The organism is Streptomyces sp. NPDC087422, assembly GCF_044744145.1.
Taxonomy (GTDB): domain Bacteria; phylum Actinomycetota; class Actinomycetes; order Streptomycetales; family Streptomycetaceae; genus Actinacidiphila.
Genome location: NZ_JBIUXT010000001.1, coordinates 553,611 through 578,703, shown reverse-complemented (window position 1 = coordinate 578,703; position 25,093 = coordinate 553,611). Strand labels below are relative to the sequence as shown.

The 25,093-nt window shown below is 71.4% G+C and carries 32 protein-coding genes; 21 read left to right on the top strand and 11 right to left on the bottom strand.

Translation table 11 applies throughout. From position 1 onward, the window contains the following. Positions 1-56 precede the first annotated feature (56 nt). The 9 genes from ACIO6U_RS02520 (at position 57) to ACIO6U_RS02480 (ending at position 4,806) form a co-directional block, all read left to right on the top strand. Entirely contained in the window at positions 57-788 is a 732-nt protein-coding gene (locus ACIO6U_RS02520) for a hypothetical protein (protein WP_401714976.1), read from the top strand. Continuing rightward, positions 788-1,651 carry a GH25 family lysozyme gene (locus tag ACIO6U_RS02515; protein ID WP_401714974.1) on the top strand — a complete coding sequence of 288 codons (864 nt, stop codon included), beginning with the start codon at positions 788-790 and terminating at the stop codon, positions 1,649-1,651. The genes ACIO6U_RS02520 and ACIO6U_RS02515 overlap by 1 nt, the downstream gene beginning before the upstream one ends. A 7-nt stretch (positions 1,652-1,658) precedes the next feature. After that, positions 1,659-2,000: a hypothetical protein gene (locus tag ACIO6U_RS02510; RefSeq protein WP_401714972.1), complete on the top strand. Its 342-nt coding sequence runs from the start codon at positions 1,659-1,661 to the stop codon at positions 1,998-2,000. A gap of 64 nt (positions 2,001-2,064) precedes the next feature. Continuing rightward, positions 2,065-2,454, top strand: a complete 390-nt coding sequence (locus ACIO6U_RS02505; protein ID WP_401714970.1) for a hypothetical protein — start codon at positions 2,065-2,067, stop codon at positions 2,452-2,454. Further along, positions 2,455-2,766: a hypothetical protein gene (locus tag ACIO6U_RS02500; RefSeq protein ID WP_401714968.1), complete on the top strand. Its 312-nt coding sequence runs from the start codon at positions 2,455-2,457 to the stop codon at positions 2,764-2,766. 171 nt (positions 2,767-2,937) lie between these two features. Continuing rightward, on the top strand, positions 2,938-3,267 hold the full coding sequence (locus tag ACIO6U_RS02495; protein ID WP_401714966.1) for a hypothetical protein: 330 nt from the start codon (positions 2,938-2,940) through the stop codon (positions 3,265-3,267). Beyond that, positions 3,260-3,502, top strand: coding sequence for a hypothetical protein (locus ACIO6U_RS02490; protein WP_401714964.1), 243 nt, complete (start codon positions 3,260-3,262; stop codon positions 3,500-3,502). Before ACIO6U_RS02495 ends, ACIO6U_RS02490 begins: the two co-directional genes overlap by 8 nt. Positions 3,503-3,803: 301 nt before the next feature. Beyond that, positions 3,804-3,962: a hypothetical protein gene (locus ACIO6U_RS02485; RefSeq protein ID WP_355344929.1), complete on the top strand. Its 159-nt coding sequence runs from the start codon at positions 3,804-3,806 to the stop codon at positions 3,960-3,962. 190 nt (positions 3,963-4,152) lie between these two features. Then, positions 4,153-4,806 (top strand): HNH endonuclease family protein, encoded by a 654-nt coding sequence (locus ACIO6U_RS02480; protein WP_401714962.1) that lies wholly within the window; start codon positions 4,153-4,155, stop codon positions 4,804-4,806. 403 nt (positions 4,807-5,209) lie between these two features. Here the strand turns inward: ACIO6U_RS02480 and ACIO6U_RS02475 are convergent, their stop codons facing one another. Beyond that, a complete protein-coding gene (locus ACIO6U_RS02475) occupies positions 5,210-5,506 on the bottom strand; it encodes a hypothetical protein (protein WP_401714960.1) in 297 nt (98 codons plus the stop codon). A gap of 136 nt (positions 5,507-5,642) precedes the next feature. Continuing rightward, positions 5,643-5,978 carry a hypothetical protein gene (locus tag ACIO6U_RS02470; RefSeq protein ID WP_401714958.1) on the bottom strand — a complete coding sequence of 112 codons (336 nt, stop codon included), beginning with the start codon at positions 5,976-5,978 and terminating at the stop codon, positions 5,643-5,645. A 181-nt stretch (positions 5,979-6,159) separates the two neighbouring features. On the opposite strand from ACIO6U_RS02470, the gene ACIO6U_RS02465 reads away from it, so the two are divergent. Further along, entirely contained in the window at positions 6,160-6,516 is a 357-nt protein-coding gene (locus ACIO6U_RS02465; RefSeq protein ID WP_401714956.1) for a hypothetical protein, read from the top strand. 85 nt (positions 6,517-6,601) lie between these two features. On the opposite strand, the gene ACIO6U_RS02460 is transcribed toward ACIO6U_RS02465, so the two are convergent. Continuing rightward, entirely contained in the window at positions 6,602-6,958 is a 357-nt protein-coding gene (locus ACIO6U_RS02460; protein ID WP_401714954.1) for a hypothetical protein, read from the bottom strand. 21 nt (positions 6,959-6,979) lie between these two features. Between ACIO6U_RS02460 and ACIO6U_RS02455 the strand changes: the two genes are divergently transcribed. Then, positions 6,980-7,663 carry a hypothetical protein gene (locus ACIO6U_RS02455; RefSeq protein ID WP_401714952.1) on the top strand — a complete coding sequence of 228 codons (684 nt, stop codon included), beginning with the start codon at positions 6,980-6,982 and terminating at the stop codon, positions 7,661-7,663. Positions 7,664-7,699: 36 nt separating this feature from the next. Here ACIO6U_RS02455 and ACIO6U_RS02450 read toward each other — a convergent pair whose 3' ends face one another. Both ACIO6U_RS02450 and ACIO6U_RS02445 read right to left on the bottom strand, forming a co-directional pair. Next, on the bottom strand, positions 7,700-8,014 hold the full coding sequence (locus ACIO6U_RS02450) for a hypothetical protein (RefSeq protein ID WP_401714950.1): 315 nt from the start codon (positions 8,012-8,014) through the stop codon (positions 7,700-7,702). Positions 8,015-8,023: 9 nt separating this feature from the next. Further along, positions 8,024-8,224 (bottom strand): hypothetical protein, encoded by a 201-nt coding sequence (locus ACIO6U_RS02445; RefSeq protein WP_401714948.1) that lies wholly within the window; start codon positions 8,222-8,224, stop codon positions 8,024-8,026. A gap of 81 nt (positions 8,225-8,305) precedes the next feature. Here ACIO6U_RS02445 and ACIO6U_RS02440 point away from each other — a divergent pair, with 81 nt between their 5' ends. Beyond that, positions 8,306-9,526 (top strand): helix-turn-helix domain-containing protein, encoded by a 1,221-nt coding sequence (locus ACIO6U_RS02440; RefSeq protein WP_401714946.1) that lies wholly within the window; start codon positions 8,306-8,308, stop codon positions 9,524-9,526. A gap of 871 nt (positions 9,527-10,397) precedes the next feature. Here the strand turns inward: ACIO6U_RS02440 and ACIO6U_RS02435 are convergent. Then, positions 10,398-10,652, bottom strand: coding sequence for a helix-turn-helix domain-containing protein (locus ACIO6U_RS02435; protein WP_401714944.1), 255 nt, complete (start codon positions 10,650-10,652; stop codon positions 10,398-10,400). A gap of 343 nt (positions 10,653-10,995) precedes the next feature. Here ACIO6U_RS02435 and ACIO6U_RS02430 point away from each other — a divergent pair, with 343 nt between their 5' ends. After that, positions 10,996-11,223 carry a hypothetical protein gene (locus ACIO6U_RS02430; protein WP_401714942.1) on the top strand — a complete coding sequence of 76 codons (228 nt, stop codon included), beginning with the start codon at positions 10,996-10,998 and terminating at the stop codon, positions 11,221-11,223. Between the two features lie 591 nt (positions 11,224-11,814). After that, the gene (locus ACIO6U_RS02425) at positions 11,815-13,971 is read left to right on the top strand and encodes a SpoIIE family protein phosphatase (protein ID WP_401714940.1); all 2,157 of its coding nucleotides are present in this window, start codon (positions 11,815-11,817) and stop codon (positions 13,969-13,971) included. A gap of 171 nt (positions 13,972-14,142) precedes the next feature. On the opposite strand, the gene ACIO6U_RS02420 is transcribed toward ACIO6U_RS02425, so the two are convergent. From ACIO6U_RS02420 to ACIO6U_RS02410, 3 genes are all read right to left on the bottom strand, one after another. Next, the gene (locus ACIO6U_RS02420) at positions 14,143-15,309 is read right to left on the bottom strand and encodes a type III polyketide synthase (protein ID WP_401714938.1); all 1,167 of its coding nucleotides are present in this window, start codon (positions 15,307-15,309) and stop codon (positions 14,143-14,145) included. 189 nt (positions 15,310-15,498) lie between these two features. Then, the gene (locus ACIO6U_RS02415) at positions 15,499-15,711 is read right to left on the bottom strand and encodes a hypothetical protein (protein ID WP_366823727.1); all 213 of its coding nucleotides are present in this window, start codon (positions 15,709-15,711) and stop codon (positions 15,499-15,501) included. 64 nt (positions 15,712-15,775) lie between these two features. Further along, complete coding sequence (locus ACIO6U_RS02410) at positions 15,776-16,981, bottom strand: MFS transporter (RefSeq protein ID WP_391047240.1); 1,206 nt, start codon at positions 16,979-16,981, stop codon at positions 15,776-15,778. 46 nt (positions 16,982-17,027) lie between these two features. On the opposite strand from ACIO6U_RS02410, the gene ACIO6U_RS02405 reads away from it, so the two are divergent. Then, positions 17,028-17,783 carry an AraC family transcriptional regulator gene (locus ACIO6U_RS02405; protein ID WP_401714936.1) on the top strand — a complete coding sequence of 252 codons (756 nt, stop codon included), beginning with the start codon at positions 17,028-17,030 and terminating at the stop codon, positions 17,781-17,783. A gap of 15 nt (positions 17,784-17,798) precedes the next feature. Here ACIO6U_RS02405 and ACIO6U_RS02400 read toward each other — a convergent pair whose 3' ends face one another. Continuing rightward, complete coding sequence (locus ACIO6U_RS02400; protein ID WP_401714934.1) at positions 17,799-18,683, bottom strand: winged helix-turn-helix transcriptional regulator; 885 nt, start codon at positions 18,681-18,683, stop codon at positions 17,799-17,801. A 153-nt stretch (positions 18,684-18,836) separates the two neighbouring features. On the opposite strand from ACIO6U_RS02400, the gene eno reads away from it, so the two are divergent. Together eno and ACIO6U_RS02390 are read left to right on the top strand one after the other, a co-directional pair. Then, positions 18,837-20,129, top strand: coding sequence for a phosphopyruvate hydratase (eno, locus tag ACIO6U_RS02395; RefSeq protein WP_401714932.1), 1,293 nt, complete (start codon positions 18,837-18,839; stop codon positions 20,127-20,129). A 298-nt stretch (positions 20,130-20,427) separates the two neighbouring features. Next, positions 20,428-21,027 carry a molybdopterin-dependent oxidoreductase gene (locus ACIO6U_RS02390; RefSeq protein ID WP_391047229.1) on the top strand — a complete coding sequence of 200 codons (600 nt, stop codon included), beginning with the start codon at positions 20,428-20,430 and terminating at the stop codon, positions 21,025-21,027. 40 nt (positions 21,028-21,067) lie between these two features. Here the strand turns inward: ACIO6U_RS02390 and def are convergent, their stop codons facing one another. Beyond that, positions 21,068-21,661 (bottom strand): peptide deformylase, encoded by a 594-nt coding sequence (gene def / locus ACIO6U_RS02385; RefSeq protein ID WP_355334644.1) that lies wholly within the window; start codon positions 21,659-21,661, stop codon positions 21,068-21,070. Positions 21,662-21,737: 76 nt separating this feature from the next. Here def and ACIO6U_RS02380 point away from each other — a divergent pair, with 76 nt between their 5' ends. The 4 genes from ACIO6U_RS02380 to ACIO6U_RS02365 all read left to right on the top strand — a co-directional run bounded on the left by ACIO6U_RS02380 (position 21,738) and on the right by ACIO6U_RS02365 (position 25,002). Beyond that, a complete protein-coding gene (locus ACIO6U_RS02380; RefSeq protein WP_401714929.1) occupies positions 21,738-22,289 on the top strand; it encodes a winged helix-turn-helix domain-containing protein in 552 nt (183 codons plus the stop codon). Positions 22,290-22,799: 510 nt separating this feature from the next. Continuing rightward, the gene (locus tag ACIO6U_RS02375) at positions 22,800-22,991 is read left to right on the top strand and encodes a hypothetical protein (RefSeq protein ID WP_401714927.1); all 192 of its coding nucleotides are present in this window, start codon (positions 22,800-22,802) and stop codon (positions 22,989-22,991) included. 211 nt (positions 22,992-23,202) lie between these two features. Beyond that, positions 23,203-23,781 (top strand): WHG domain-containing protein, encoded by a 579-nt coding sequence (locus ACIO6U_RS02370; RefSeq protein ID WP_355334633.1) that lies wholly within the window; start codon positions 23,203-23,205, stop codon positions 23,779-23,781. A gap of 6 nt (positions 23,782-23,787) precedes the next feature. Next, positions 23,788-25,002, top strand: coding sequence for a GDSL-type esterase/lipase family protein (locus ACIO6U_RS02365; protein WP_401714925.1), 1,215 nt, complete (start codon positions 23,788-23,790; stop codon positions 25,000-25,002). Positions 25,003-25,093 lie beyond the last annotated feature (91 nt).

Sequence of the window (25,093 nt, the reverse complement as noted above, 5' to 3'; positions counted from 1 at the left end):
ACCCGAGGTCGCTGGCGTTCGCGCATGGGGTGCCGCCTCGGTCTGCGGTGCGGTCGGTGTCGTGGACGCGGCGGATTCCGATCCTGGACCAGGGCGACCTGGGGTCGTGTACGGGGAACGCGGCGACGGGCGCACTGGGGACGGACTCGCTGGGGCGGACGGCGTCGACGTCGGTGACGATCGGTACCGCCTGTGCGGCTGCCTCGCACGGCCTGTTCACCGCGGGCGCGCACGATCTGGACGAGGCGTTCGCGGTGGCCCTGTATTCGCTGGCGACGATCCTCGACGGGATCTCCGGCCAGTACCCGCCGACTGACACCGGGTCGTCGGGGATCGGGGTGGCGAAGGCACTTCGGGCCTTGGGTCTGGCGTCGGGCTACACGCACGCCTTCTCCATGGACGCCCTGAACTCGGCGTTGCAGGCGGGGCCGGTACTGATCGGCATCCCTTGGTACCGGTCGATGTTCGACCCCGCGCCGGACGGCCGGATCGTCGTGGACACCAGCAGCCCGCTGGACGGCGGCCACGAACTGGAGGTCGTCTCCTTCGACGCGGTGACCGGCGAGTACGAGGTCCCGAACTCGTGGGCCGAATCGTGGGGCGTCCAGGGTCGCGGCTACTTCACCACCGTCGACCTGGCCCGGCTCCTCAAGATGCAGGGCGACGTCACCGTGCCCCAGTTCGTGACAGCACCCACCCCCATGCCCGTTCCGGCACCTGCTCCGGATAGTGCGGACGCCAGCCTTGCCGCCGCCGCGCACACCTGGCTTACCGCGAAGGGGCTGTGATGGGCACCTACGGACAGGACTGGGCGTCGTACCAGTCGGCCACCCCGTCCACCGCAGGCCTGGGGTTCGTGTTCGTGAAGGCCACGGAGGGCCTGGGGTACGTCAACGCCCGCCGTGCGGCCCAGGTCGCCCACGCCCGAGCCGCCGGGCTGGTCGTCGGGCACTACCACTACCCGCACATGGCCGCCGACCCGGCCGCCGAGGCCGCGTACTTCCTCGCCGCCGCACAGCCGGCCGCCGGAGAAATCCTCGTCCTGGACTGGGAGGGATACGACGCGGCGAACCAGGGCGTGCCCATGGCCCGGCAGATCGCCTACAAGGACGCATTTCTCGACCGCGTCCAGGCGGCGCAGCCTCTGCATCAGGTCGGAACCTACGCCAACGCCGACTACCTCTCCCGTGATCCCAAGGGTCGGTACGGGGACTTCCTGTGGATCGCCACCGCGGACAAGCCCGCCGGGCAGCCCGGCATCGTCCACCCCTGGCTGTTCCACCAGTACGGGGCGTCGGGTGTCGACCGCGACTACTGCCCGCTGACCCCGGCCCAGCTCAAGACGTGGGCCCACGCGAAGGAGAACGACGACATGCCCCTGACCGACGCCGACGCGAAGAAGCTGTGGGGCTACAAGGGCCCCGGTGACAGCCCCGACGTGCACCAGACCGTGACGAACGCAGCGAAGAGCGCCGCCTCAGCCGCAGCGTCGGCCGCCGCCGCCCTCAACGCGGTGAAGGGGCTCACGGCCCCGGCGCTCACAGATGCGCAGACGGCGGCCATCGCCGACCGGCTCGCCGCGTCCCCGGTCTTCGCGCAGGCGCTCGCCGTCGCGCTCGGCAAGGACCTCGCCGCGCGCATGCAGAGCTGAGACCCGCATGATCCTGAACTTCACGCCGCACCCGATCCGGCTGTACGCCGCCGAGCGGGAGGACGGGTTCGACGACCTCGAACCGCACCTGCGGGAGGTCATCGACCCGGAGCCGGTACCCGCGCGGCTGGCGACGATCGAACTGGGCGGCGGCTTCACCTTCGAGCTGGTCGAGTTCGGCCACGCCGAACACCTGCCCCCGAAGCGCGACGGCGTGCAGTACATCGTCTCGCTCGTCGTCGCCCTCGCCCTGCGTGACCGTCGTGGCGACCTGCTCGTCCCGTACCGCGAGGTACGCGACAGCAACGGCACCGTCATCGGCTGCCGGGCCCTCGCACAGCCCGTCTGATCCCCTCTTGATCACTTCATGGGTATCCATAAAGTGATCCCCCATCAGCAGAAACGGTACTGCCATGAAGTGGTTTGGTCGTGAGCCCGTGTACATCCTGGGCGTGATCGCCATCGTCTTGAAGCTCGCCGCAGCATTCGGCCTGGACGTCTCGGACACCCAGCAGGCGTACATCAACGCCGCCCTCGCCGCCGCAGTGGGTGTTGTGTCGGCGATCGTCCTGAAGACCGGTGCGGCCGGTGCGGCGATCCTCCAGCTCGGGCAGGCGGCCCTGGCCCTGTTCGTCGGGTTCGGCCTGCATCTCAGCGCGGACCAGCAGGCGCTCCTGATGTCGACGCTCACCGCGATCGTCGCCCTGGTCCTGCACCGCGAAGTCACCGCCCCCGTGCCGCAGTTGCCCATCGAGCGGTCGAGTCCGCTCAAGGAGGCCGCGCCTCCCGTGCAGGGGGTGTAGGTGGATGGGCTGGCGGGGCAGGCTCTGGCCGTCGGCGGCCCGTGGGCGCTCATCGCGTTGGCTGTGGTGATGATGCTGCGCGGCGACATCGTGCCCCGCCGGTCCCTCGATGATGCGATCCGGAACGCGGAACGCTGGGAGGCCGCGCACGGCCGCAGTGAGGAAGGCCGACACGAGGCGTTGCGGCAGAACGCGGAGATGCTCGAAGCGGTTCACGCAACGAATCATGTGCTGGCTGCGTTGCCGCTCCCGCCTGGTCGGGAGGTGAGCCATGCTCCGGTGGATCATGCGCCGTCGGCGCCTCAGGGGTGATACGGACAGCGGCCGTCTGGCTGAGGCGGCGTTGAGTAGGGCCACCGAGGATTTGAAGGGTCTCCGGCGGCAGCGTCCGGAGGTTGACCGCGAGGTGGCGAAGGTGCGCGCGGCTCGGCGGGAGAACCATTTCGCTGAGCGGTTCAAAGAAGTGCTGGGTGGTGGTGGGTGATGGGCTGGTCCCAGTGGATCAACGTCGTCGGGTCGGGGCTGGTCGCTGCCACAGCGGTGGCGTTCGTAATCGCTTACGCGGTGTCGGCGCCGTGGTGGCGGTCGCCGGTGGGCCGTCATGTGATGTCGGTGACGGCCTCGATGGGCTGGCTGGGCGTGTACACCGTGCTGATCACGGTGTGGCCGCACGGTCCGACGGCCGCGGCGTTGAGGGTGTCGCGGGCGGTGGTGATTCTGCTGCTGGCCGGGCTGTTGGTGCAGCGGACGGTGATGGTGGTCCGCGCCCAGCGCGAGATCCGGTCGCGGGAGAAAGAGAAGACGGATGCCTGAGCTGACCCGTGTGGAGATCGATCCGAACGTGCGGGTCACGGCCCCGGATGGCACGGTGAACGCGACCCGGGCGGTCCTGGGTGACGCGAATGGGCTGATGCGTCCTGGGGATCATGTGGTGGCGTTCGAGTCGGAGTCCAGGCTGGAGTGGCCAGCCCGAGTGGTTGCGGTCCGCGGCGAGTTCGTGTGGCTGCACCCCCAGTGGTCGGAGTACCGCGTGTACGCGGAGGTCTGATGGCCCGCATGTTGGGCGTGTGTCGGCGCTCGTGGTGCCCGTTCTGTCGTGGCCCGGCAGGGCTGGACTGCGCGGACGTGTCCCGGTCAAAGGGTGCTGGGCGGGCCCGGGAGAAGCGGTTTTGGCGCCGCGAAGTGAACTACTAGTGATCTACTGAATCGTCCCAGACTAGTAGTTGCCCCGCCCTGGCTCCGGCCGGGGCGGGGCTCGTTTGCATGTTCGGGGACGTGCGGGGCTTGCATTCAAATCGTCGGCTGCGACGATCAAGGGAGGTGATCAATTGGGAGGAGGTGAGACGAAGATGACAAGGAAGCAGCAGGATGCGGCGGTCGCGTTGGCTGTGATGCTGGCGGTGTCGGCTGTGGCGACGAAGGCGGCGAACAAGCAGGCGGCGGCACTGGGGATCCCGATGGCTGGGGTCGCGGTGCTGGGCTGGCTGGTGACGCAGGCCATTAAGTAGCAGTTGGGCCGTGCGGTCCGCCCCGTTCGTATCGCGGCGGTTCGCACGGCCCTTCTGTGTCGTACCCGAGGCCCCTCGTCTCATGGGTGATCTGGGCCCTCTGGCGGGTGAACGCCGGGTGAGCCTCGCCCGGTTGGCTGTCTGCGGCCGGTAGTCAGGTCCCATCCGGCTGATCGTTGATGGGATCTTGATGAAGCGCACGCTGTTTGCCCTGCTGGCTGCCGCTGCCCTGCTGGGCGGTACGACGGTGGGCGCACACGCCCAGGAGCCGGCTGCCGGGCCCGTGTCGGTGCGGGAGTTGCTGGCTCGCCTGCCGGTGGCGGCGGAGTCGCGCGAGGGGTATGAGCGGACCAAGTTCAAGCACTGGGTGGACGCCGACCATGACGGGTGCAACACCCGCGCCGAGGTGCTGCTGGACGAGGCGGTGGTCGCGCCGGACCGCGGCGCGAACTGCAAGCTGTCCGGCGGGTCGTGGTGGTCGTACTACGACGACACGACCGTGAACGGCCCGTCCGGCCTGGACATTGACCACATGGTGCCGCTCGCCGAGGCGTGGGACAGCGGGGCGTCGCAGTGGGATGCGAAGAGGCGCGAGCAGTACGCCAACGATCTGGACTGGCCGCGGAGCCTTGCGGCGGTGACGGCGAAGGCGAACCGCAGCAAGTCCGACCAGGACCCGTCCACGTGGATGCCTCCGGCTGCTGATGCGCGCTGCCGCTACCTGGATGACTGGGTGTCCGTGAAGACCCGCTGGAACCTGAGTATCGATCCGGCGGAGCAGGCCGCGCTCACTGACATCGCCGACTCGTGCCCCGACGACGAGCTTGACGTACCGCTCGCCTGATCAGGCTTTTCCGGCGTTCACCGAAACAGGAATGGGCCGCTGTCAGACCCCGATGCCACCATCGCATCACGGCCGCGCCGTTGCGCGTGGTGGTGCTGGGCCCCAGAGCGTGCGGCCCGGCACCACGGACCGGGGGCTGTGACGGGACTGTGACGCAGAAGGGGCGTGCGGCCGGGGGGAGTCGGCGGCACGCCCCGAGCGGGGTGGGGTGTTCTTCGGCTGTTCGAATGCGGGCGGTCTGCGGGCTGTGCCATAGTCGTGCCGTCATCAGCGATGGTGGCCCTGCTCCCTGCCCCGCAGGGATGGCCCTCATTGTGAGGCGCTCGGCATAATGCCCTGCTCCCCGCATCAGCGGGGTTACGAAGCCCCCGGTTAACGCTCGGGGGCTTCGTCGTGTCCGGGGTCAGCGCGGGTTGGTTGCGGCGAGGGCGTCGCGGATCGCCTGCGCGGTCTCGTCGCTGACCGTCAGCCAGTAGTAGACGTCGAGGTCGTTCGGGTTGGACTCCAGCAGCGCGGGGTCGACGGGACGGCGGCTGAGGATGACAGTGTCTTCGCCGTCGAGGTTGATGAGGTCGTCGAGCATGGCGTGGATCCCGGCGTGGGCGTCGGCCCGGCTGAGGCCGGTGTCCTCCATGACGTCGTCCAGGAGGTCGTACGGGTAGACGGTGCGGCCGGGGTTGTTGCTAGCGATCTCGATCATGGGGTGCTCCCTGGGGCGTGGGGTCTGGCGGGTGGGTGGTTCGGCCCCGCGTGGGCGGGGAGCAGTGGTTCTGGTCTACCGGAACGGTCCGGCGCCGCGGGCGGGTTCGCCCGCGCCCCCGCCACCCCGGAGACGGTCAGCTCTCGATGTCCGCGCAGCCAGCCTTGTTCTGCGCGGCGGTCTGGATGATCTCGTCGATGGTGTCCTGGACGCCGGGGAGGTAGTCCTCGATGAGGTCGTCGTCAATGTCTCCGCCGTCCGGGCCGTCACCGAGGGCGTCGATGACCTCCTCGCGGGAGCACGCAATGCGGTTGTGCGGCACCAGGGCGCGCGCCCAGACGGCGAGGGTCTGCTCGCCGCCTTCGTCGTCGGGCCCGTTCTGGATGTAGAGGACGGGCTCCTGGCCGCCGTAGGCGAGGAGGTCGCGGATGTCGTCGATGGTGGCGGTGGGCGTGGTGTCGGTCTCGGTCATGGCTTCATCCTTGCGTGACGAGTAGGCGGCGCGGGCGGATTCGGGTCAGGGGGTGGTGACCCCCTGAGATGACTGCCAACTATGTTGACGGATCCAGAGTTGCAGACTCCCTCTCGCGCGTCAATGAAGTTGGCAGTCAATCGTCTAGAAAGTTGGCACCGCTCCGTGAGACGATCCGCGTATGACGCCGAACATCACTCCCTCTGACGCCAGCGCCCACATCCGCAAGCTCGACCGCGCCACCGCCGCTTACGAGAAGACCCGCAGGGCCCTCGATGACGCCATCGCAGACGCGCGCTCGGGCGGCCTTCCGCTCACGACCATCTCCGAGCACACTCCGTACAGCCGTGAGTGGGCGCGCAAGATCGCCAACCGGGTGGACGAGGAACGCCGGAACGCCTGCGGGGAACCCAACTACAGCGACCGCTGCGAGTTGGGCGCGGGACACGAGGGGCGACACGAGGACGGCATCATGTCCTGGCCCCAGGGTGTGGAGCGCCCGGTCGGCCCGGCGAAGAACAACCCGAGCGGCGCGTGAGTAGGCCCATTCCCAACATCCGCGCCGTCCAGACTTGCGCGGCCTGCCCCTCCCTGCGGGGTGCCTGCCACTGGGGCCCGCCACCTCATGCCGGTGCGTCCAGGACGGGCCCCGCGCACTCCGGGCACGCCACCGCTTTGCCGCTGTCGATGAGGGCACGCGCCCCCTCGTGACCGGCCAGGGGGTGGCTGTTGTCATCGTCGCGCCGCAGACACGGCCCGTGGTGGACGCGCTGCCCCTGCCAGCGGCGCTCAACCGTCCAACCGGCAAGTGCGCGGGCGCGTCGTTCGGCGGTCGCAGCTTCCTGCGCGGCGCGCGCCTGTTCGTGCTCGGCGGCGGCGATCTGCGTTCGAACGCGCCCCAGCGCCCAGGCCAGCCACTCCTCGGTCACCCGGAGTTTGTCCAGGCGGCTGAGCTGCGGCGTTCCATCGTATTCGATCACCTGTTCTAATATAGTGCCTGCGTGGAACCCGCACCCCTGAGACCCGTCGCCACCGGGCCGCGCGCAGTCAGCGCCACCCCGGCAGCCCCGGTGCGCCGCCTCCCAGTACCCGCAGCCCTGAGCAGCCTCCTCCCCGACGGACTCCCCGCCGGATCGGTCATCGAGGCCGCCGACCGCACGCTGCTCCTCGCCCTCGCCGGAGCCGCCGCCAAAATCTGGGCCGCCGTAGCCCTCCCGGACCTCGGGGCGCTCGCCGCCGCCGACGCGGGCCTCGACATCTCCGCCGGACTGTGGGTCGACAACCCCGGCGGATCCTGGCCGCAAGTGGTGGGGCTGCTTCTGGACTCCGCGAGCGTCGTCCTCGTCGGCGACGTCGGCCCGGTACCGGATCAGCTCGCCCGGCGTATCACCGCCCGCGCCCGCCGCGCTGGCAGCATCCTTCTGTCAGCAGGGCCATGGCCGACCGCATCCATGCGCCTGCGCGTGACCTCCACCGAGTGGGACGGCCTCGAGACCGGGCACGGTCTGCTGCGAGGACGCCGCGCCACCGTCATCGCCAGCGGCCGAGGTGTGCCCGTACCCCGTCACGCGGAGGTGTGGCTGCCCGACCGCCACGGACGCGTGGCCGCCGTCGGCCAGGACGAGACGGGCCTGACCAGGCTGTCCGACCCCGCCGCTACGCTCGCCGTATCCCATTCACGCTGACTGTGGCTGCGAGCCCCGCTGGTTGAGCGGCGGGGCCTACGCCGCCCTCGCCGCCCGGTGGAGCCCCTGCACCACGTCATAGCTGGCGCCGAGCCCAGACGCGGCGAGCGCCTGGTGCAGTGCGTCAGCCGCCGCGGTCGCCTCGGCCATCAGGGCCGCGTGCCGTTCGCGCTCCTCCGGCGTCCACTCGCGGAGCGCCGGGGACATCCACTTCGGCGCGTCCTTCACTGGGCCCGCCTCGGCGCGGCGCGCGGCGTCCACGGTCATACGGTGGGTCTGCACATCGACCCATGCCTGGTGGGACCGTTTCTGCGCGGCGATGAGGTCGTCGGGGTACGTGATGTCGGGCATGCGGCGATGCTACGACTCGGGTCCGACAACCGTGCCCCCGGCGCGCTCCTCCGCCTCGACTGCCGCCCGCCATTCCGCCTGGAGCCGGGCCAGCTTGACCAGATCCTCCGCCGCCCACACCGTACGGCCCTCGGACAGCCGCCGTATCCGCGCGTTCAGGACAGCCGCATCAGGACGCAGCGGCGCCGGGACACAGGACGGACAGGGCATAGACCAAGGGTACCGACCGGCCCCGCAACACCCCGGCCCCGGCGTACCGTTGAAGGCAACACCTTCTGGCGGGGGTACCCAATGTCACGCACCGACACCATCGGCGACCGCATCCGCGTTTTGCGGGAATTCCGCGATGTCACCCAGCAGCAACTCGCAGACCGCGCTGGCTGCTCCATCGACACCATCCGCAAGCTCGAACAGAACGTCAGGCTCTCCGCAGCGATCGCGACCCTCCGGGCGCTCGCCCGTGCACTGGACGTTGAGCTCGACCGCCTCTTGGGGCAGCCCACCGTGACCAGCTCCGCGCCCGACGACGGCGGGCTCCTCGACCTCCGCGACGCCATCCAGGATGTCGGCGCGATTCCCGGCGTCCTCGCTGACGACCTCGCCGACGGGGTGCCCGCCGCCGACGCGTGGCTCGCTTCGGTCGCGCACGCCACCTCCCTGTACTGGAGGGGCGGCTACTCCGAGCTGTCCGGGGTGCTGCCTTTACTGCTCCGTGACGGCCGCGCGGTCGCCCGCGACACCACCGGCGCGGGTGCAGAGCGGGTGTGGGGGCAGCTCGCCCTCGCCTACCAGCTCGCCGCGTCCCTGGCGACGCAGTCCGGTCACGCCGACTGGGCGTTCCAGGCCGTGGAGAAGCAACTCGCCGCCGCCGAGCGCGCCTCCGACCCGCTGATGTCGGGCATGGGCGTCAGTACCCTGTCGTGGGTGCTGCTCCGGCAAGGCAGGTGGGAACAGGCCCAGCAGGTCGCCGAGCGCAAGGCCGACGCCCTGGAGCCCAGCTTCCGCAAAGCCACCCCCGCGCAGTACGCCGTGTACGGCAATCTCCTCATCGCCGCCGCCACCCCAGCCGCGCGCCGAGACCAGCATGACGAGGCCGCCGAACTCATCAATCTCGCGGAGGCCGCCGCGACCCGGTCAGGCCCGACGCGGGCATACGGCAGCGCCTTCTCCGTGGTCGATGTCCAGACGCAGGCAGTGAATGTCGCTCTCGCTGGCCAGCAGTCACGGCCGGAGGACGCCCTGCGGCTCGCGGAGCGCGTCGACCTGACGGTCATCAGCAGGCCCGTCCACAAGGCATCCCACCGTGTCGATGTCGCGCACGCCCAGTACGCCACGGGGGACAGCGACGGCGCGCTCGGCACCCTCCTGGAGGTTGAGGCCACACAACCGGAGTGGATCCGCTACCAGACCCTCGCGTCGGCGACGGTGCGGGAGATGCTGGAGGCGGAGCGCCGGAAGAACACCCCGCTGCGCGGGCTCGCCGCGCGTTTGGGTGTGGACCCGACGTTATGAGGTAGGGCGCTGTGTCCTACCCGCCCGGTATCGTGCTCTGCGGCTGGTGAAGCCCGTCCCTGTGCTGTGATCACGCGCGTACGTAGCGTGATCACCAAGGATGCGGCGCTGCCCTTACTCCCGCCAGGACACGGGCAGCGCCGCGCACCGGCCACACAGGGGACAACGCCATGCAGCCCACCACCACCAGGCAGGACGGCGCCGAGACACCACCCAGATGGGCATCGACCGAGCGCCCGCTGGTCATCACCGGAGCCGACGGGATGACCCGGACCCTGACCGTTCGCGTTGTGCATCTCCGCGGCACCACCCCGCCGGACGCCCCAATCGTTCACCGCTGCGACCCGGCACGGTGCCCCGCATGACCCGCTGGTGCGGCCCCGGACGGCATGCGGTGCCCAACCATGAGGCGCAGGTTATCGGGAGCACGGAGGCCGGGTCCGGGCCCGGCGCACCCGTCTACGCCTGCCACACGCACGTCCGCGACCACGGAATCGTGCCGCGCCCGTACATCGGCCGCCGGGACGCTGCCCCGGAACGACCCGCACGATGACCCGCCGCACGGGCACATGCCACCGCTGCCAGCGCGCACACCAGACCGTCGTCACAGCGGACGTCGAGCAGGGGAGTGCGGGCAGCAATGTGGTGGTATGCGCGGACGCCCGGTCATGCCTCCGTGCCGCAAAGCCGCGGGCCCGCGCGTGGCCGGCGCCGTGACGGTCCGGCAGAAGGACGTCGGGCATGGCCGAATGGCCATACCGGGGTACATGGTTGCTACCGGATTCCGTCCTACGGGTGGACGCGCAATTGCACGAGCGGGACAGTGGGAGCGTGACCACCGCCCGCCAGATGCCCCCGAGCTGGCGGGCGGTCAGCTTTCAGGGTCGGCGGAGAGGAGGGTCCCGATGGGCACACCCAGCGCCTCGGCGACCACGATGATCGCAGAGAAGCGGATCTCTCCTCCGGCCTCGATCCGCTGGATGGACGACAGGGACAGAGTCTCCTCGACTCGTTCTGCGAGCTGCTCCTGCGTCAGGTTGCGGTGCTCACGCCACATCTGGATACGGCGGCCGTGCATACGGCGGCGGACGTGAACCCAGGCGGGAAGCGGCGGTTGTGCAGGCACTCGACAAACGCTGTGGCGTTGTTGATCATAAGCCCACAGCAACTTTGAAGTGTTTCGCGATCTTGATCTAGCAGGCCCACCCGCTCGCCGCCCTGAACCCGCGAGACGAGCCGCCCCCTCCGCCCCGCCCCGCCCCCTCCGCAGCCCCGCGGCATTCACGACGCCGCGAGGCCGGAACCCCCTGCGCTAGGTTCGAACACATGTTCACTCGAACGAGTGAATGACCGGGTCATGACCAACTCGTTGAACAGATTGACAGACCGTGCACAACCCCGGACCGAAGTCGGATCGCCTCGCCGATACGGCCGGAGTGCGTAGGGCAGCGCCTCTTGCGGAGGATGGCATGGACGACGAAGACATCACACGGCTCTACCTCTGGGCCACCGGCTCATGCTTCAGGTGCGCACGGAGCCGGGTGGAAACCACGAGCCTGAACCAGATCGACACCCCGGCCGGCGTCCGCTACGACGTCCGCGCCTGCCGTGCCTGCGTGATTGATCTTGAGTACGAAAGGATGCGCCGAGCTGACCGCCTCGGTACGCGGTACGTGCCGGGAGGGCTCGGCTCCTAGTGCCGCGACACTTTGCCGCTCTCCGATTCGCGGAGGGCGGCTTCTGTCGCATCAGGGCTGCTCACGGTCCTGTTCCTGGGGAGCGCGTGGGGAGAATCCGGGACTGGGGAGCGCCTGGGGAGAACCAGTTCTCACACTGTCAGAACTCATCGACTCCGCATCGTCCCTGAACCGGCTCACCATCGGACCAGTTCAGAGCAGGGAGAGCGCAGTCGCCGACTGACGAGGAAGCGGCGCCGTGACCCCACCTCGACACCCAGATTTACCGGCGACAGAACCCGGCGTACAGCTCGACTCGTCTGCCGCCACCGCCCCCTTGGGCTCGCCCGGGGCGCGAGCGCGGTCGGGTGAGCCGTGTCGTGCGTCCTTGATGTGCTCCTGGGTGCCGCGAGGGCTCTTGCCGGGAGGCGCGCGGCACGCGGACCGCAGGTGGGGGCGTGCGGGTCCACCGGGAGGGGCTGATCGCGCGGCCCGTACACCGTGTGAGTCATGGTGAACAAAGAGTCGCTTTACCTGCTCTTTATGTTTTTATTGGCTAATTGTCCGTAATGTCTGAAATCAACCGTTGGCGGATGATCGGACTTTGCCGTGATGACCAGCCCCAACTCCAGCCACGCTTCTTCCGAGGGTGCGTCCGGCGCGGGCGGCCGGGTCGGTGCCGTGCTGACGGAGATGATTCCGCAGCAGCCGCCCAGTGCGCTGAGCGCGCCGTCGGGGGCGGGGTCGGACGACACGCTCGGCATCATCGTCGTCGACGAGCGGCTGACCGTGCTGGAGGCCGATCTGGCCGGGACCTGGCTCGACGGGGTGGTCGACGGATCGGGCGCGCGGGCGACCGACCTCTTCCCGACCGAGGACGCGGCGGCGATCGCCGCCCGGGTGGAGCGGGTACTGGCCACCGGCCGCCCGCTGCTGGCGCGGGTCCAGCGCATGATCCGGCCGGACGGAACGCCCGCGGTGGTGTCGCTTTCGGTCCTCCCGGCGGCTCCGGGCCGGGTGGTGATCAGCCTGATCGACGTCAGCGCCCAGCTCGACGTCTTCGCCGCCTCCTCGACCCTGGGCACCTCCCTGGAGATCGAAACGACGGCGCGCCAGCTCGCCGAAGGGCTGCTGCCCTGGGGTGACGCCGTCACGGTGTCGCTGGCGCAGTGCCTGTGGAGCGGGGACCTGCCCGATCGGACCGAGCCGCTGTGCCGCGCCGCGTACGCCCGCGCGGGGAACCGGCCGTGGCCGCGCGGCTTCCTCCGCCTGGGCGAGCGCCTGCCGGACCTGCTCGCCCACCCCGCCTCCGACACCACCGGTCACCCCGGCGTCACCGTGCTGCCCGACCGCGCCGCCATCGAGCGGGCCCTGGGCGACGACCCGGACCTGATACGGGCCCTGGTGCCGGACCACGGCCCGCTCGCGGTGGCCTTCGCGCCGCTGACCGTCCCCGACGCCGACCGGCGGCAGCGCGTACTCGGTACGGTCGCGGTCTGGCGGCGTGAGGACAACCCCCGCGGGGCCTTCGACGGCGACGACCAGCTCGCCGTCCAGGAACTGGCCTTCCGCGCCGCGATGAATCTGGAGCACGGGCGCCGTCATCAGCGGGAGCACCGGCAGGTCCTGGCGCTCCAGCGCAGGCTGCGCCCGCCGCACTCGCCCAGCCGGGCGATGCACACCGCGGGCGCCTACCGGCCCGCCGCACCCGACAGCGCCGGCCTCGGCGGCGACTGGATGGACGTCATCGGCCTGTCGGGCGGCCGGATCGCGCTGGTGATCGGCGACGCCGTCGGACACGGCCTGGCAGCCGCCGCCGTCATGGGCACACTGCGCCAGGCCGCCCAGACCCTGGCCGCCGCCGACCACCCGCCGGTCGAGGTGATGACCCACCTGGACACCCTCGTGGGGAGCCTGCACGCGACCGCCGAGACCGACGGCGAACTGGGCGCCGCGGCGGCGGCGCTGGGCACGACCTGCTGCTACGCCGTGTACGACCCGGCCGCCCGGCGGCTCACCGTGGTCAGCGCCGGGCACCTGCCGCCGGTGCTGGTCCACCCGGACGGGGCCGCGGAACTGCTCGCCCCGCCGCTGCACCCGCCGCTGGGCACGGCCCGCGAGGAACCGTACGAGGCCCTGGAGGTCACCGCCGAGCCGGGCGCCCTGATCGGGCTCTACACCGACGGCCTCGTGGAGCACCCGGGCCGCGACCTCGACGACGGGATGACCGCCCTGCTGGAGGCACTGTCCTGGCACTACGCGACCGGCGACCTGAGCGCCGTCGTCGGCCCGGTCGTCGACCATGTCACCGGGCCGCCGCCGCAGCACGACGACCTCACGCTGCTCCTGGCGCGCATGGACGGCCTGCCCGCGGCCGACATGCCCGCACTCCGCCTGCCCGCGGGCGATCTCACGGCGGTCGCCCGCGCACGGGCGTGGACCGGCGCCCGCACCGCCGAGTGGGGCATCGCCGACCCCCACGGCCGCAGCGCCCTGGTGGTGTCCGAACTCGTCACCAACGCGCTGCGGTTCGGCACCGGCGGCCCGGTGACCCTCCGGCTGCTGCACCTGTCCGACCGTCTGATCTGCGAGGTCACCGGCCCCTCGCACGGCAGGCCGCGGGCCGCCCGCCCCGCGGTGTCCGAGACCAGCGGACGCGGGCTCCTCGTCGTCCAGCACACGAGTGCCGCGTGGGGGACGCGGCTCGGGGAGACCGCGGGGGAGCGCACGGTGTGGGCACAACTGGCCGTCACGGGCGGGCAGTTGTGACCAGGGCCGACTGTCGGCGGCGGGTGGGCGTGATCCGCACTGACGGTCGGCGGCGGGCAGCTGTGCCCCGGGCTGAACGCTGGCGGCGAGTAGGTGCAACCCGGACTGACCGTCGGCGGCGGGCAGTTGGGCCCGGACCGGCCCTGTGATCCGCGCGTCCCGTACGGCGGGCTAGAGCCACACTCCGTCCATCGCGGTGGCCGTCAGTCCCGGCGCCGCTCCGTACAGCACGGTCCGGGCTCCGGCGGGTACGCCCGCGCTGAGGGCGCGGTCGAGGACGTCGAATACGGCGGCGCCGCCGCGGTTGCCGGTGACGATGCTGCTCCAGGAGTGGTCCAGCAGGTGGTCGGGCCAGGGCCCCGGGACGTCGGGCCAGGAGCTCGGGACGCTCTCCTGGATGAGTTCCAGGACGCGGGTGCCGCCCGGGTGGGCCACCAGCAGGTCCGGGTGCCAGTCCGGGTCGGTGTGACGGCCGCGCACCCACTCCCACATCGGCGGGAGCGTCGACTGCACCCACTTGGGCCCCGAGCGGTCCATCTCGTAGTGCACCCCGTCGGCGCGGGTGTGCAGCCGGTGGATGTCGGCGGTGCCGGGCACCGTGCGGTGCCACGCGGCGTCCAGCCGCAGGAACGCGCCCTGGTCCGGCCGGCCGCGGACGACGGCGGCGACCGCGGTGTCGGCGAACAGCAGCCGCATCAGCAGTGAGTCGATGCCGGTGTCGTCGGGCTGGTAGGTGGTGCTCAGCGCCTCCGCGATGACGATCAGCACCGTCGCGCCGGGGTCGGCGGCCAGCAGTTTCGAAGCGGTGGCCAGCGACCGGGTACCGGCGATGCAGGCCCACTGCGAGAACGGCAGCAGCAGCACGTCCTCGCGCAGCCCGAGCCGGTTGAACAGGGCGATGTCCAGGCCCGGCAGGGCGGGGGTGGTCGAGTTGCTGGTGACCACGTAATCCACCTGGTCAGGGGTGACTCCCGCGGTCTCCAGCGCCTGGCGGGCCGCCCGCTCCGCGCAGTCCTGGACCGTCACCCACACCGACGCGGTGCGCTCCTCGACGGTCTGCGGCACCGGCGGGCCCGCCTCTGCCGTCTTGCCGGTCTCGCCCGTCTCGCCCGCCGCTGAGGCCGCGGGCCCGGGGAAGCCGCTGCGGCTCGGCGCCGTGATCGCCTCCAGGGGCTGCATCCACCGCCGCTCCCCGATCCCGGTGTTCTTGGCCATCCCGTCCGCGCGCTTCAGCCAACTCGCCCCCGGGTGACGGCCGTTGACCTCGGCGAGGATCTCCTCGGTAGTGATGGTGTACGGCCCCGGCACCACGGCGGGAGGCCACATGTACACGCTCATCCCGCACCCCCTTCCCGGCGCCCGGACGGCGCCGTATCACCGTATTGTCCCTCTCCCCGAAACGGAAGTCCGGATTCCACATTGACCGTTTCGACCTCTATGTTGAGGAATTCACCGATCTGACCGGTCAACTCGGCCGGATCCAGCGGCCCGTGCGGACCGGTCGTTTCCGTGGGTGCGGCGATATGTCTAGAACAAAGGGAGTTGGCCGGGAAAGTCGGGGATGGTGTAGCCGTCCAGGGTGCGTTGGGCGGCGGTGGGGGCGGCGGGGGATTTGGAGCCGGGGCAGGAGACGAGGGTGGCGGTGCGGGGGCCGGGGGGTGGGTCGTGGCGGGCGATGCGGCCCGCCACGACGGCGATCTCTCGGCCGCACTGGGGGCAGCGGCGGCGGGGGGATGACATGGGGACAAGTCTGGTGGGCCGTGGCCCGGGGGCGCGGGAGGCGGCCCGGTCGACGTGTCGCGGATTAGCCCGCGAGGGCGGGGTCGGTGGCCGCGTCCTCCGGCGCGGCAGCGGGGGACGAGCGGGGCGCGGTGGGCTCGGGGAGGGAGCGGAACAGCAGCCAGCTCAGGGCGGGCATGACGATGAGCGGGGCGAGAGCGGTACGCAGCGAGGTGGCGTCGGCGACCGCGCCGATGACGGGGGTGGCGAGGCCGCCGATGCTGACGGTGAGGCCGAGCGTGATGCCGCTGGCGGTGCCGACACGGGTGGGGAGGTAGTCCTGGCCGAGGGTGACCTGGAGGGAGAAGGGGACGTAGAGCCCGATCGAGGTGAGGGCGACGAAGAGGTAGAGGGCCGGTCCCGGGACGAGGACGACGCCCGCGACGGACGGGATCGAGACCAGATACGACCAGCGGGTGACGGTGACGCGGTCGTAGCGGCCGGCCAGCGAGCCGCCGAGGACGGAGCCGATCGCGCCGCCGATGTAGAGGACGAACAGCGCGGCGGTGCCCGCCACTTCACTGCCGCCCATGCGCTGCTTGGCGTACAGCGAGATGAAGGTGCTCAGGCCGATGAAGACGATCGAGCGGAAGACCACGGCCACGGAGAGCTTCACGAAGGACGCCCTGTCGTCGCGCCCGACGGCGACGGCGGCCGAGGTCCCGGTGGAGCGCCGCCGTTCCAGCTCGCGCAGCACCGGCAGGCACAGCACGCTGCCGACGAGCGCGGGCAGCACCAGCAGCGGGGTGAGGCGCAGGCCGCCCGTCGCGACGACGGCGGCGACCATGAGCGGGGCCAGCGCGAAGCCGATGTTGCCGCCCACCGAGAACCACCCCATCGCGCTGTGGCTGCCCCCGCTCGCGAGGCGGGCGACGCGCGCGGACTCCGGGTGGTACGCGGCCACGCCGACGCCGGAGACCGCGACGAAGACGAGCGTGAGCGCGTACGAGCCGCTGACGCCGCTGAGCGCGATGCCCGCACCGCCGAGGACGGTGCTCACCGGCAGCAGCCACGGCATCGCCCACCGGTCGGTGAGCAGGCCGAACAGCGGCTGGGCCACGGAGGACAGGACGGACGCGGCGAGCACGATGCCGGAGGCGGCGGCGTAGCTGTAGGCGCGTTCGGCGACGAAGTAGGGGACGAGGGCCGCGACGGCGCCCTGGTAGATGTCGACGCAGGCATGCCCGAAGGACAGCAGCGTGATCGAGGTGTTTTTCGGCACGTCACCCATGGTCTTCAGGCGGTGATATGTCGGGCTTCCGATAAACTGCCAACCAATGACGAAAATCCGCCATGAGCCGGTCGCGCCGACCCGTACCGAGCGGCTGGCCCCCGGCGCGGAGATCGACCCGCACCGGCACGACGACCACCAGATCGTCTACGCCGGACGCGGAGTGCTGGCCATCACCACGAGCGCGGGCTCCTGGGTCGCCCCGGCCACCCGCGCCATCTGGGTCCCCGCCGGTACGGTCCACGCCCACCAGGCCCACGGCGAACTCGAACTCCACCTGGTCGGCCTCCCGGAGAACGAGAACCCGCTCGGCCTCGACACCCCGACCGTCCTGGCCGTCGCCCCGCTGCTGCGCGAACTGCTCCTCGCCCACACCCGCACCCCCGACGACGGCAGCCCCGAACGGGCCCGCCTGCGCGCGGTGTTGCTCGACGAACTGCGCGCCTCACCGCAGCAGCCGCTCCACCTGCCCTGGCCGGCCGCGCCCCAACTCCGGTCCCTGTGCGCGATCCTGCGCGCCGACCCGGCCGACGACCGTACGCTGACCGCCCTCGGCCGCCAGGTCGGCGCCAGCGACCGTACGCTGTCCCGGCTCTTCAAGAGCGACCTCGGCATGACCTTCCCGCAGTGGCGCACCCAACTCCGCCTGCACCACGCTCTGGTGCTGCTCGCCGAGAACACCTCGGTCACCGCCGTGGCCCACCGGTGCGGCTGGTCGTCCGCCAGCGCCTTCATCGACGTCTTCCGCCGCACCTTCGGCCATACGCCGGGCGCCCACCAGTCGCGGGACCAGGCCGGATAGCTCCTGCGCGGACGGTCAGGGACCGGCCGTCGCCAGGCGCAGCGTCTCCTCGACGGCCGCCGGAATGTCCTCGACGGGGAAGAGGACGTGCCGCACGGTGCGGTCGGGGGCGAGGACGAGGATGAGCCGTTTGAGGCGGAGCCGCCCGGCCCCGCGGAAGGTCGGCAGCCGCAGGGCGGCGGCCAGACGCTGCTGGGCGTCGGAGAGCAGCGGGTACGGGACGGCTTCGGCGGTGGCGAAGGCCGCCTGTTCGTAGGGAAGTTGGGTGCTGACGCCGTGGACGGCGACGTCGGCGCGGCGGAAGTCGGCGTAGGCGTCGCGGAAGAGCCGGTTCTCCAGTGTGCAGCCGGGCGCGCCGGGGATCGGGTCCTCGCCCCAGTCGACGCCGGTGCCGGGGTAGGTGAACAGGACGGTGGCGGCGGCGTCCGGGGCGACGACGGGGCGCTCGGCGCCGTCGCTCGCGGGCAGTCGGAGATCCGCGGGCAGCCGCGCGCCCGTACCCGTATCCGTACCGCCGCCCGCCAGGGCGTGCACGCGTGCGTGCTCCGCCCCGTCCGGCGGCGCGGTCGCCGTGGCCGACCCGTCGCCGAGGACCCAGCGGTCGCCCCAGTCCTGCATCGCCACCAGCAGCGGGAGCAGGGCGAGCCCTGAGTCGGTGAGCAGGTATTCGTAGCGGACCGGGCGGCGCTGGTAGAGGCTGCGCCGCAGGACGCCGCGGGCGACGAGCGCGCCGAGCCGTTCGGTGAGCACCTTGCGGGAGAGGCCGAGTTCGGAGGCCAGGGCGTCGAACCGCACGTGGCCGCGCGCGATTTCGCGCAGCACGAGCACGTTCCACCAGTCGGCCATCACCACGGCGGCCTGGGCGATCCCGCAGTCCTCGTCGGCGTTGTGCATCCTCATCCGCACAGAGTACATTCACTTTCTGAACTCACTTTGTTCTCGCTCGGAACTTAATCGTCGCCGTCCGTGTCATCGTCATCCGCGCCGTCGCCGTCCGCGTCGTCGTCATCCGCGTCGTTGTCGTCCGCACCGCACGTGAGGAGCACCACCGCCATGGCCGCCAGAAACACCATCATCCGCGTCGTCGCCCGCGAGATCATCGACAGCCGGGGCCATCCGACGGTCGAGGTCGACGTCGAGCTGGCCGACGGTTCCACCGGCCGCGCGGCCGTACCCTCCGGAGCCTCGACCGGCGCCCGCGAGGCGGTGGAACTGCGCGACGAGGACCCGGCCCGCTTCCACGGCAAGGGAGTTCGGCGGGCCGTCGACGCCGTCAACGAGTCGATCGTGGACGTCGTCGTCGGCCTGGAGGCGGAGGACCAGGCCGCCGTGGACGCGGCGCTGATCGAGCTGGACGGCACGCCCGACAAGTCCCGGCTCGGCGCGAACGCGATCCTCGGCGTCTCCCTGGCCACCGCCAAGGCCGCCGCGCACGCGCACCGGCTGCCGCTCTACCGCTACGTCGGCGGCGTGGACGCCCGGCTGCTGCCGGTACCGATGATGAACATCGTCAACGGCGGCGCGCACGCCGACAATCCGCTGGACTTCCAGGAGTTCATGATCGCGCCGATCGGCGCGGCCACCTTCGCCGAGGCCGTACGCATCGGCTCCGAGGTCTTCCACACCCTGCGCGGCGACCTGCTGGCCGCGGGGCACAGCACCGCGGTCGGCGACGAGGGCGGCTTCGCCCCCGACCTGCGGACCGCCGAAGAGGCGCTGGACTTCGTCGTACGCGCCGTCGAGCGCAGCGGGTACAAGGCCGGCACCGACATCACCGTCGTCATGGACCCCGCCGCGTCGGAGTTCTTCCGTGACGGGGTCTACGACTACACCGGCGAGGGCGTACGCCGCAGCGTCGAGCAACACGCCGAGTACCTGGCCCAGTTGGTGGCGAACTACCCCGTGGCGTCCATCGAGGACCCGATGGCCGAGGACGACCGCGACGGCTGGCGGCTGCTCATGGCGCGCCTCGGCGACCGCTGCCAGCTCACCGGCGACGACGTCTTCTGCACCAACGAGACGCTGCTGCGCGAGGGAATCCGCGACGGCGTCGCCAACTCCGTTCTGGTGAAGGTCAATCAGATCGGCACGCTCACCGAGACGTTGGCGACCGTCGGCACCGCGCACCGCGCGGGCTACACCGTCGTGATGTCGCACCGCTCCGGCGAGACCGAGGACACCACCATCGCCGACCTGGCCGTCGCGACCGGCTGCGGTCAGATCAAGACGGGTTCGCTGTCGCGCTCCGACCGCACCGCCAAGTACAACCAGCTCATCCGGATCGAGGAGGAGCTGGGGACGCAGGCGCGGTACGCGGGCCGCGAGGCGCTCGGGCTGCGCCGCTAGCGGCACGCCGGGCCCGGGGGTGTGGCCGGGGGGTCGAGCGGGTCCAGGGAACGGTTTTCGTGGGGCGCCCGGCGAATGCGAGGCGAAAGGGCCGGATGCCGCCGCATGTGATAATCGTTAACGGTGTCTGGCCTCGCATGAGCGGACGCCTGATCTCCTCGCACCACCGGATTCCAGCGCGCCGCTGGAACTCCACCGCACCACCGGATTCCAGCGCGCCACTGGATCTCCACCGCACCACCGGGACCGCCGCCGTGCCATCGACCCGCATCGACCCGCAGGGAAGGACGATCACCCAGTGGGAAACGACGAGCTTCCCCCGGGACAGCGCAAGGTCAGGGGCTGGCCCGTCTCGCACTACGGACCCGTGCCCAGATTCCGGGCGGACCGGTGGAGCCTGAAGGTGTTCGGCGCCACCGCCGCCGGCGGCGAACACACGTGGACCCTTGAGGAGTTCAGCGCGCTGCCGCGCGCCACGGTCGCCGCCGACCTGCACTGCGCGTCCGGGACGACCTCGACCGGCCACGAGTGGTTCGGCGTCACCGCCCGCACCCTGCTGGATCTGGCGCCCCCGGCGCCGCACGCCACCCACGTCATGGCCTGGGCGGAGTACGGCTACAGCGCCAATCTCCGGCTCGCCGACTTCACCGCCGACGGCACCCTGCTGGCCACCCACCACAACGGTGACCAGCTCACCGCGGAACACGGCTTCCCCGTACGCCTGGTCGTACCGCATCTGTACAGCTGGAAGGGGCCCAAGTGGCTCCGTGCCATCGAGTACATGACGACGGACCGGCGCGGCTTCTGGGAGGAGCGCGGCCACCACAACCTCGCGGACCCCTGGAAGGAGCAGCGCTACACCCACCAGGAGGAGGACGGCGACGGCCCGGCGGTGTGACGACCGGCCTGACGCGTCCCCCGAGCCCCGTGCGCGGAGGTCAGCGGCCCAACTCGGCGGCCCTGGCCGCGCGCAGGGCGAAGACGTGTTCGCGGCGGTCGGCCATCTGACGCAGCGCCTCGCGCCGGTCGCGCCGTGAGAGGCGGTCGAGGTAGAGGCGGCCGTCCAGATGGTCGGTCTCGTGCTGGAGGCAGCGCCCGAACTGGCCGTTGCCCGCGATGACGACCGGCTCGCCGTACTGGTCGAAGCCGCGCGCCACGGCGTGGTCCGTGCGCGGCACGTCCACCGTCGCGCCCGGCACCGACAGACAGCCCTCGGCGTCGTCGACGAGCCGCCGGTCGGCAGGCGCGGGTTCGTCGAGCACGGGATTGACCAGGTGCCCGGTGTGGTGGACGCCGTCGTCGTCCCAGCAGTCGTACACGAACAGCCGCAGGCCGACGCCCACTTGATTGGCCGCCAGGCCCGCGCCGTCGGCGACGTGCATGGTGAGCACCATGTCCTCGATCAGCTCGGCCAGTTCCGTGGTCCCGAATTCGGTCACCTCGCGGCAGGGGCGGTGCAGGATGTCGTCGCCGGTGACGGTGATGGCGCGCACGACGGCGCGCTCGGACACGTCGAAGGGGCGGGAGACCAAGGGGCTCACTCTCCTCGGAGCGGTGGCGTCGGCCAGGAGCTTGCAAAGCTCTTTGCAAAGTAGCAGGCTTTGCAAAGTGACAGAAGAAGAAGCGGAGACGGGAACCTCGGCGGACAGCGGTCTGCCCGACCACGACGTACGCCGCGACCTGCTCGGCCTGCTCGCCGAGGTCGGTACGGTCACGGCCACACAGGCGGCCGGGCGGCTCGGCTACAGCTCCGGCCTGTGCTCGTTCCATCTGCGGCAACTCGCGCGCTACGGCTACATCGAGGAGGCCCCGCACAGCGGTGGCCGCGCCCGGCCGTGGCGGATCCGGCAGGCGGGGGAGCCGGAGATGGGGGAGGGTCCCGCGACGGAATTCGTTGAGCTTGCCCGCGGGTTGGAGGACGAGAGCTACCGGCGCTGGCAGACCCAGCGCGACAGCGCTCCCGCCCCGTGGCGGCAGGACGAGGCGTTCAGCGCGGTCGCGTATCTGACCCCGGAGGAGATGGCCGCCGTGGCCGACGCGATCCGGCAGACCCTCGCCCGCTACCGCGACCGGGAGCCGAATCCGGCGGTCCGCCCCGCCGCGGCCCGTCCGGTCGCGGTCGTCGCACGGCTCTTCCCGCTGCTGCCCGACGAGGGCTAGGGCCTGAGGTCGCAGGGTGTCGATGCGGGTGTACGGGGGCCGGCGCGGGAGAACCGGCGCCGGTCACAGGGCGTTGCGCGCGCCCCAGCGTCCGCGGCGCCTTCTTGTGCGGGCCGCCGAGGTGGCCCAGCAGCACGAGCGCCGGCTGCTCTGGGCGGGAAAGCGGCGGCCGGAGCGGGCCATTGACCTCACCCATGGCGACGTCTCGTTCACGGACGCCTTTTGGCGTCGTCCGCGCGGTGAACCGCACAGAAGACAGGCGGTGTTGCGCTCGGGAAGCGACCGGGCGATCCCGGCGCCTGCGGTGACGTCCACGCGGGCCGTCCACGCCGTGAGGAGGACAGGGAGCACCCCTTCAGAACCGGCCTTCACGGGTTCCACCTCCTCGCCTGGTGTGACGGTCCTGCGGACGCTACCAACGGCGCATCGCCCGCCCAACCGGTTTTACGGCCAAGCCCGCCCCGGCTCCGGCGCGTCGGTGCGGCCGGAACGGATGGATGGGCTCCCCGCATGGACGCCCGCATGGACGCCCGCATGGACGCCCGCGTGGAGATCGTCCGGGAGATCAGCCCGGAGACCGGTCAGGAACTCGTCGACACCTTCGCCCGGCTGCTGCCGCAGCTGTCCGCGACGGCGCGGCCCCTCGCGCGGCTGGCCTTCCGGGCCCGCGAGTCGACGGTCTACCGCTTCCCTATCGACTAGCCGGGCCCCGGGCCCTTCTGTCCCACGGCGAGTGGGCTCTACGCCGAGCGGCCCCCGCGGTGAGCGGCCCGACACCGAGCGGTCCCACGCCGCGCGGCCTTACGGCGGCGGTCCCACCATGAGCGGGGTCCGCCGTTACATCGGGCTGCGGTCATTTGCCTAAAGGCTTTAGGTATGTGCATGATGGACTTAGGTAACGAGGAGGACGGCTGTGGTGCGCGTAGGACTGACACGGGAGCGTTTGGTGCGGGCGGGGGCGGAGCTGGCCGACGAGGTCGGGTTCGACGCGGTGACCGTCTCCGAACTGGCCAGGCGGTTCGACGTGAAGGTCGCGAGCCTGTATTCGCACGTGCGGAACTCGCACGATCTCCAGACCGGGATCGCGCAGCTCGCACTGGCGGAAATGGCCGATCGCGGTGCCGCCGCCCTGGCGGGCCGGGCCGGGAAGGACGCGCTCGCCGGGCTGGCGAACGTGTACCGCGACTACGCCCGGGAGCACCCCGGACGGTACGCGGCGGCCCAGTTCCGCCTCGATCCGCAGGCCGCCGCCGCGAGCGCGGGCGGGCGGCACGCGGAGATGACACGGGCGATCCTGCGCGGCTACGACCTCGACGAGCCGGACCAGACGCACGCGGTGCGGCTGCTCGGGAGCGTGTTCAACGGCTACGTCGGCCTGGAGATGGGCGGCGGGTTCAGCCACAGCGCGCCCGACACCCAGGACACCTGGGAACGCGTCATCGACGCCCTCGACGCCCTGTTGAAGAACTGGCCGGAAAAAGACGGAAGTTGAAAAGCAATGCCTACCGAGAACGACGCACGGATCGAACACGCCGACTGGACCACGACCCTGTTCACCACGCCCGAGGGCGCGGAACTGGTGCGCGGCGCGCTGGAGTTGGAGCCCACCGAACACGGCGTACTGCCGCACCGGCTGCCCGCGCGGGCCCGCGCCCAGTGCGCCGACGCCCAGCTCGCCATGGCCGAGTCCCAACCCTCCGGCGTACGGCTGGTGTTCCGCACCCGCGCCACCACCGTGGAGCTGGACACGCTGCCCACCAAGCGCGTGTACGCGGGCGCGCCGCCGCGCCCCGACGGCCTCTACGACCTGCTGGTCGACGGCCGCCCCGCGGGCCAGGGCAGCGTGGCCGGCGGCCACACCCTGACCGTCGACATGAGCACCGGAACCGCCGAGCACAAGCCCGGCGACCCCGGCACCCTCCGCTTCGCCGAACTGCCCGACGCGGACAAGGACATCGAGATCTGGCTGCCGCACAACGAGACGACCGAGATCGTCGCGCTGCGCACCGACGCGCCCGTCGGGCCGGTCCCCGACCGGGGCCGTAAGGTCTGGCTGCACCACGGCAGTTCGATCAGCCACGGCTCCGACGCGGCGAGCCCCACCACCACATGGCCCGCTCTCGCGGCCTCCCTCGGCGGTGTGGAGCTGATCAATCTGGGCCTGGGCGGCAGCGCGCTGCTCGACCCGTTCACGGCCCGCGCCCTGCGCGACACGCCCGCCGACCTGGTGAGCGTGAAGATCGGCATCAATATCGTCAACGCCGACCTGATGCGGCTGCGCGCCTTCGGCCCCGCCGTGCACGGCTTCCTCGACACCATCCGTGAGGGCCACCCGGACGCCCCGCTGCTGGTCGTCTCGCCGATCCTGAGCCCGATCCACGAGAACACCCCGGGCCCCGCCGCCTTCGACCTCGAAGCGCTCAGCACCGGAAAGCTGCGGTTCCGCGCCACCGGCGACCCGGCGGAGCTGGCGGCGGGCAAGCTGACCCTGACCGTCATCCGCGCGGAGCTGGAGCGGATCGTCGCCGAGCGCGCGGCCACCGACCCGCACCTGTACTACCTCGACGGCCGCGAACTCTACGGCGAGGCGGACTACGCCGAACTGCCGCTGCCCGACGAGCTGCACCCGGACGCCGCCACCCACCGGCGTATCGGCGAACGCTTCGCCGAGCGGGCCTTCGCTGAGAGCGGCGCCTTCGCCGCGAGCCGGTAGCAGTACCCCTGAACAGGGCGGATGTGCGTCCGGAACCCCTCCCGGCGCAGGTGGTGACAATGGGCGACGGCCGCCGCCCACCGCCCGACGA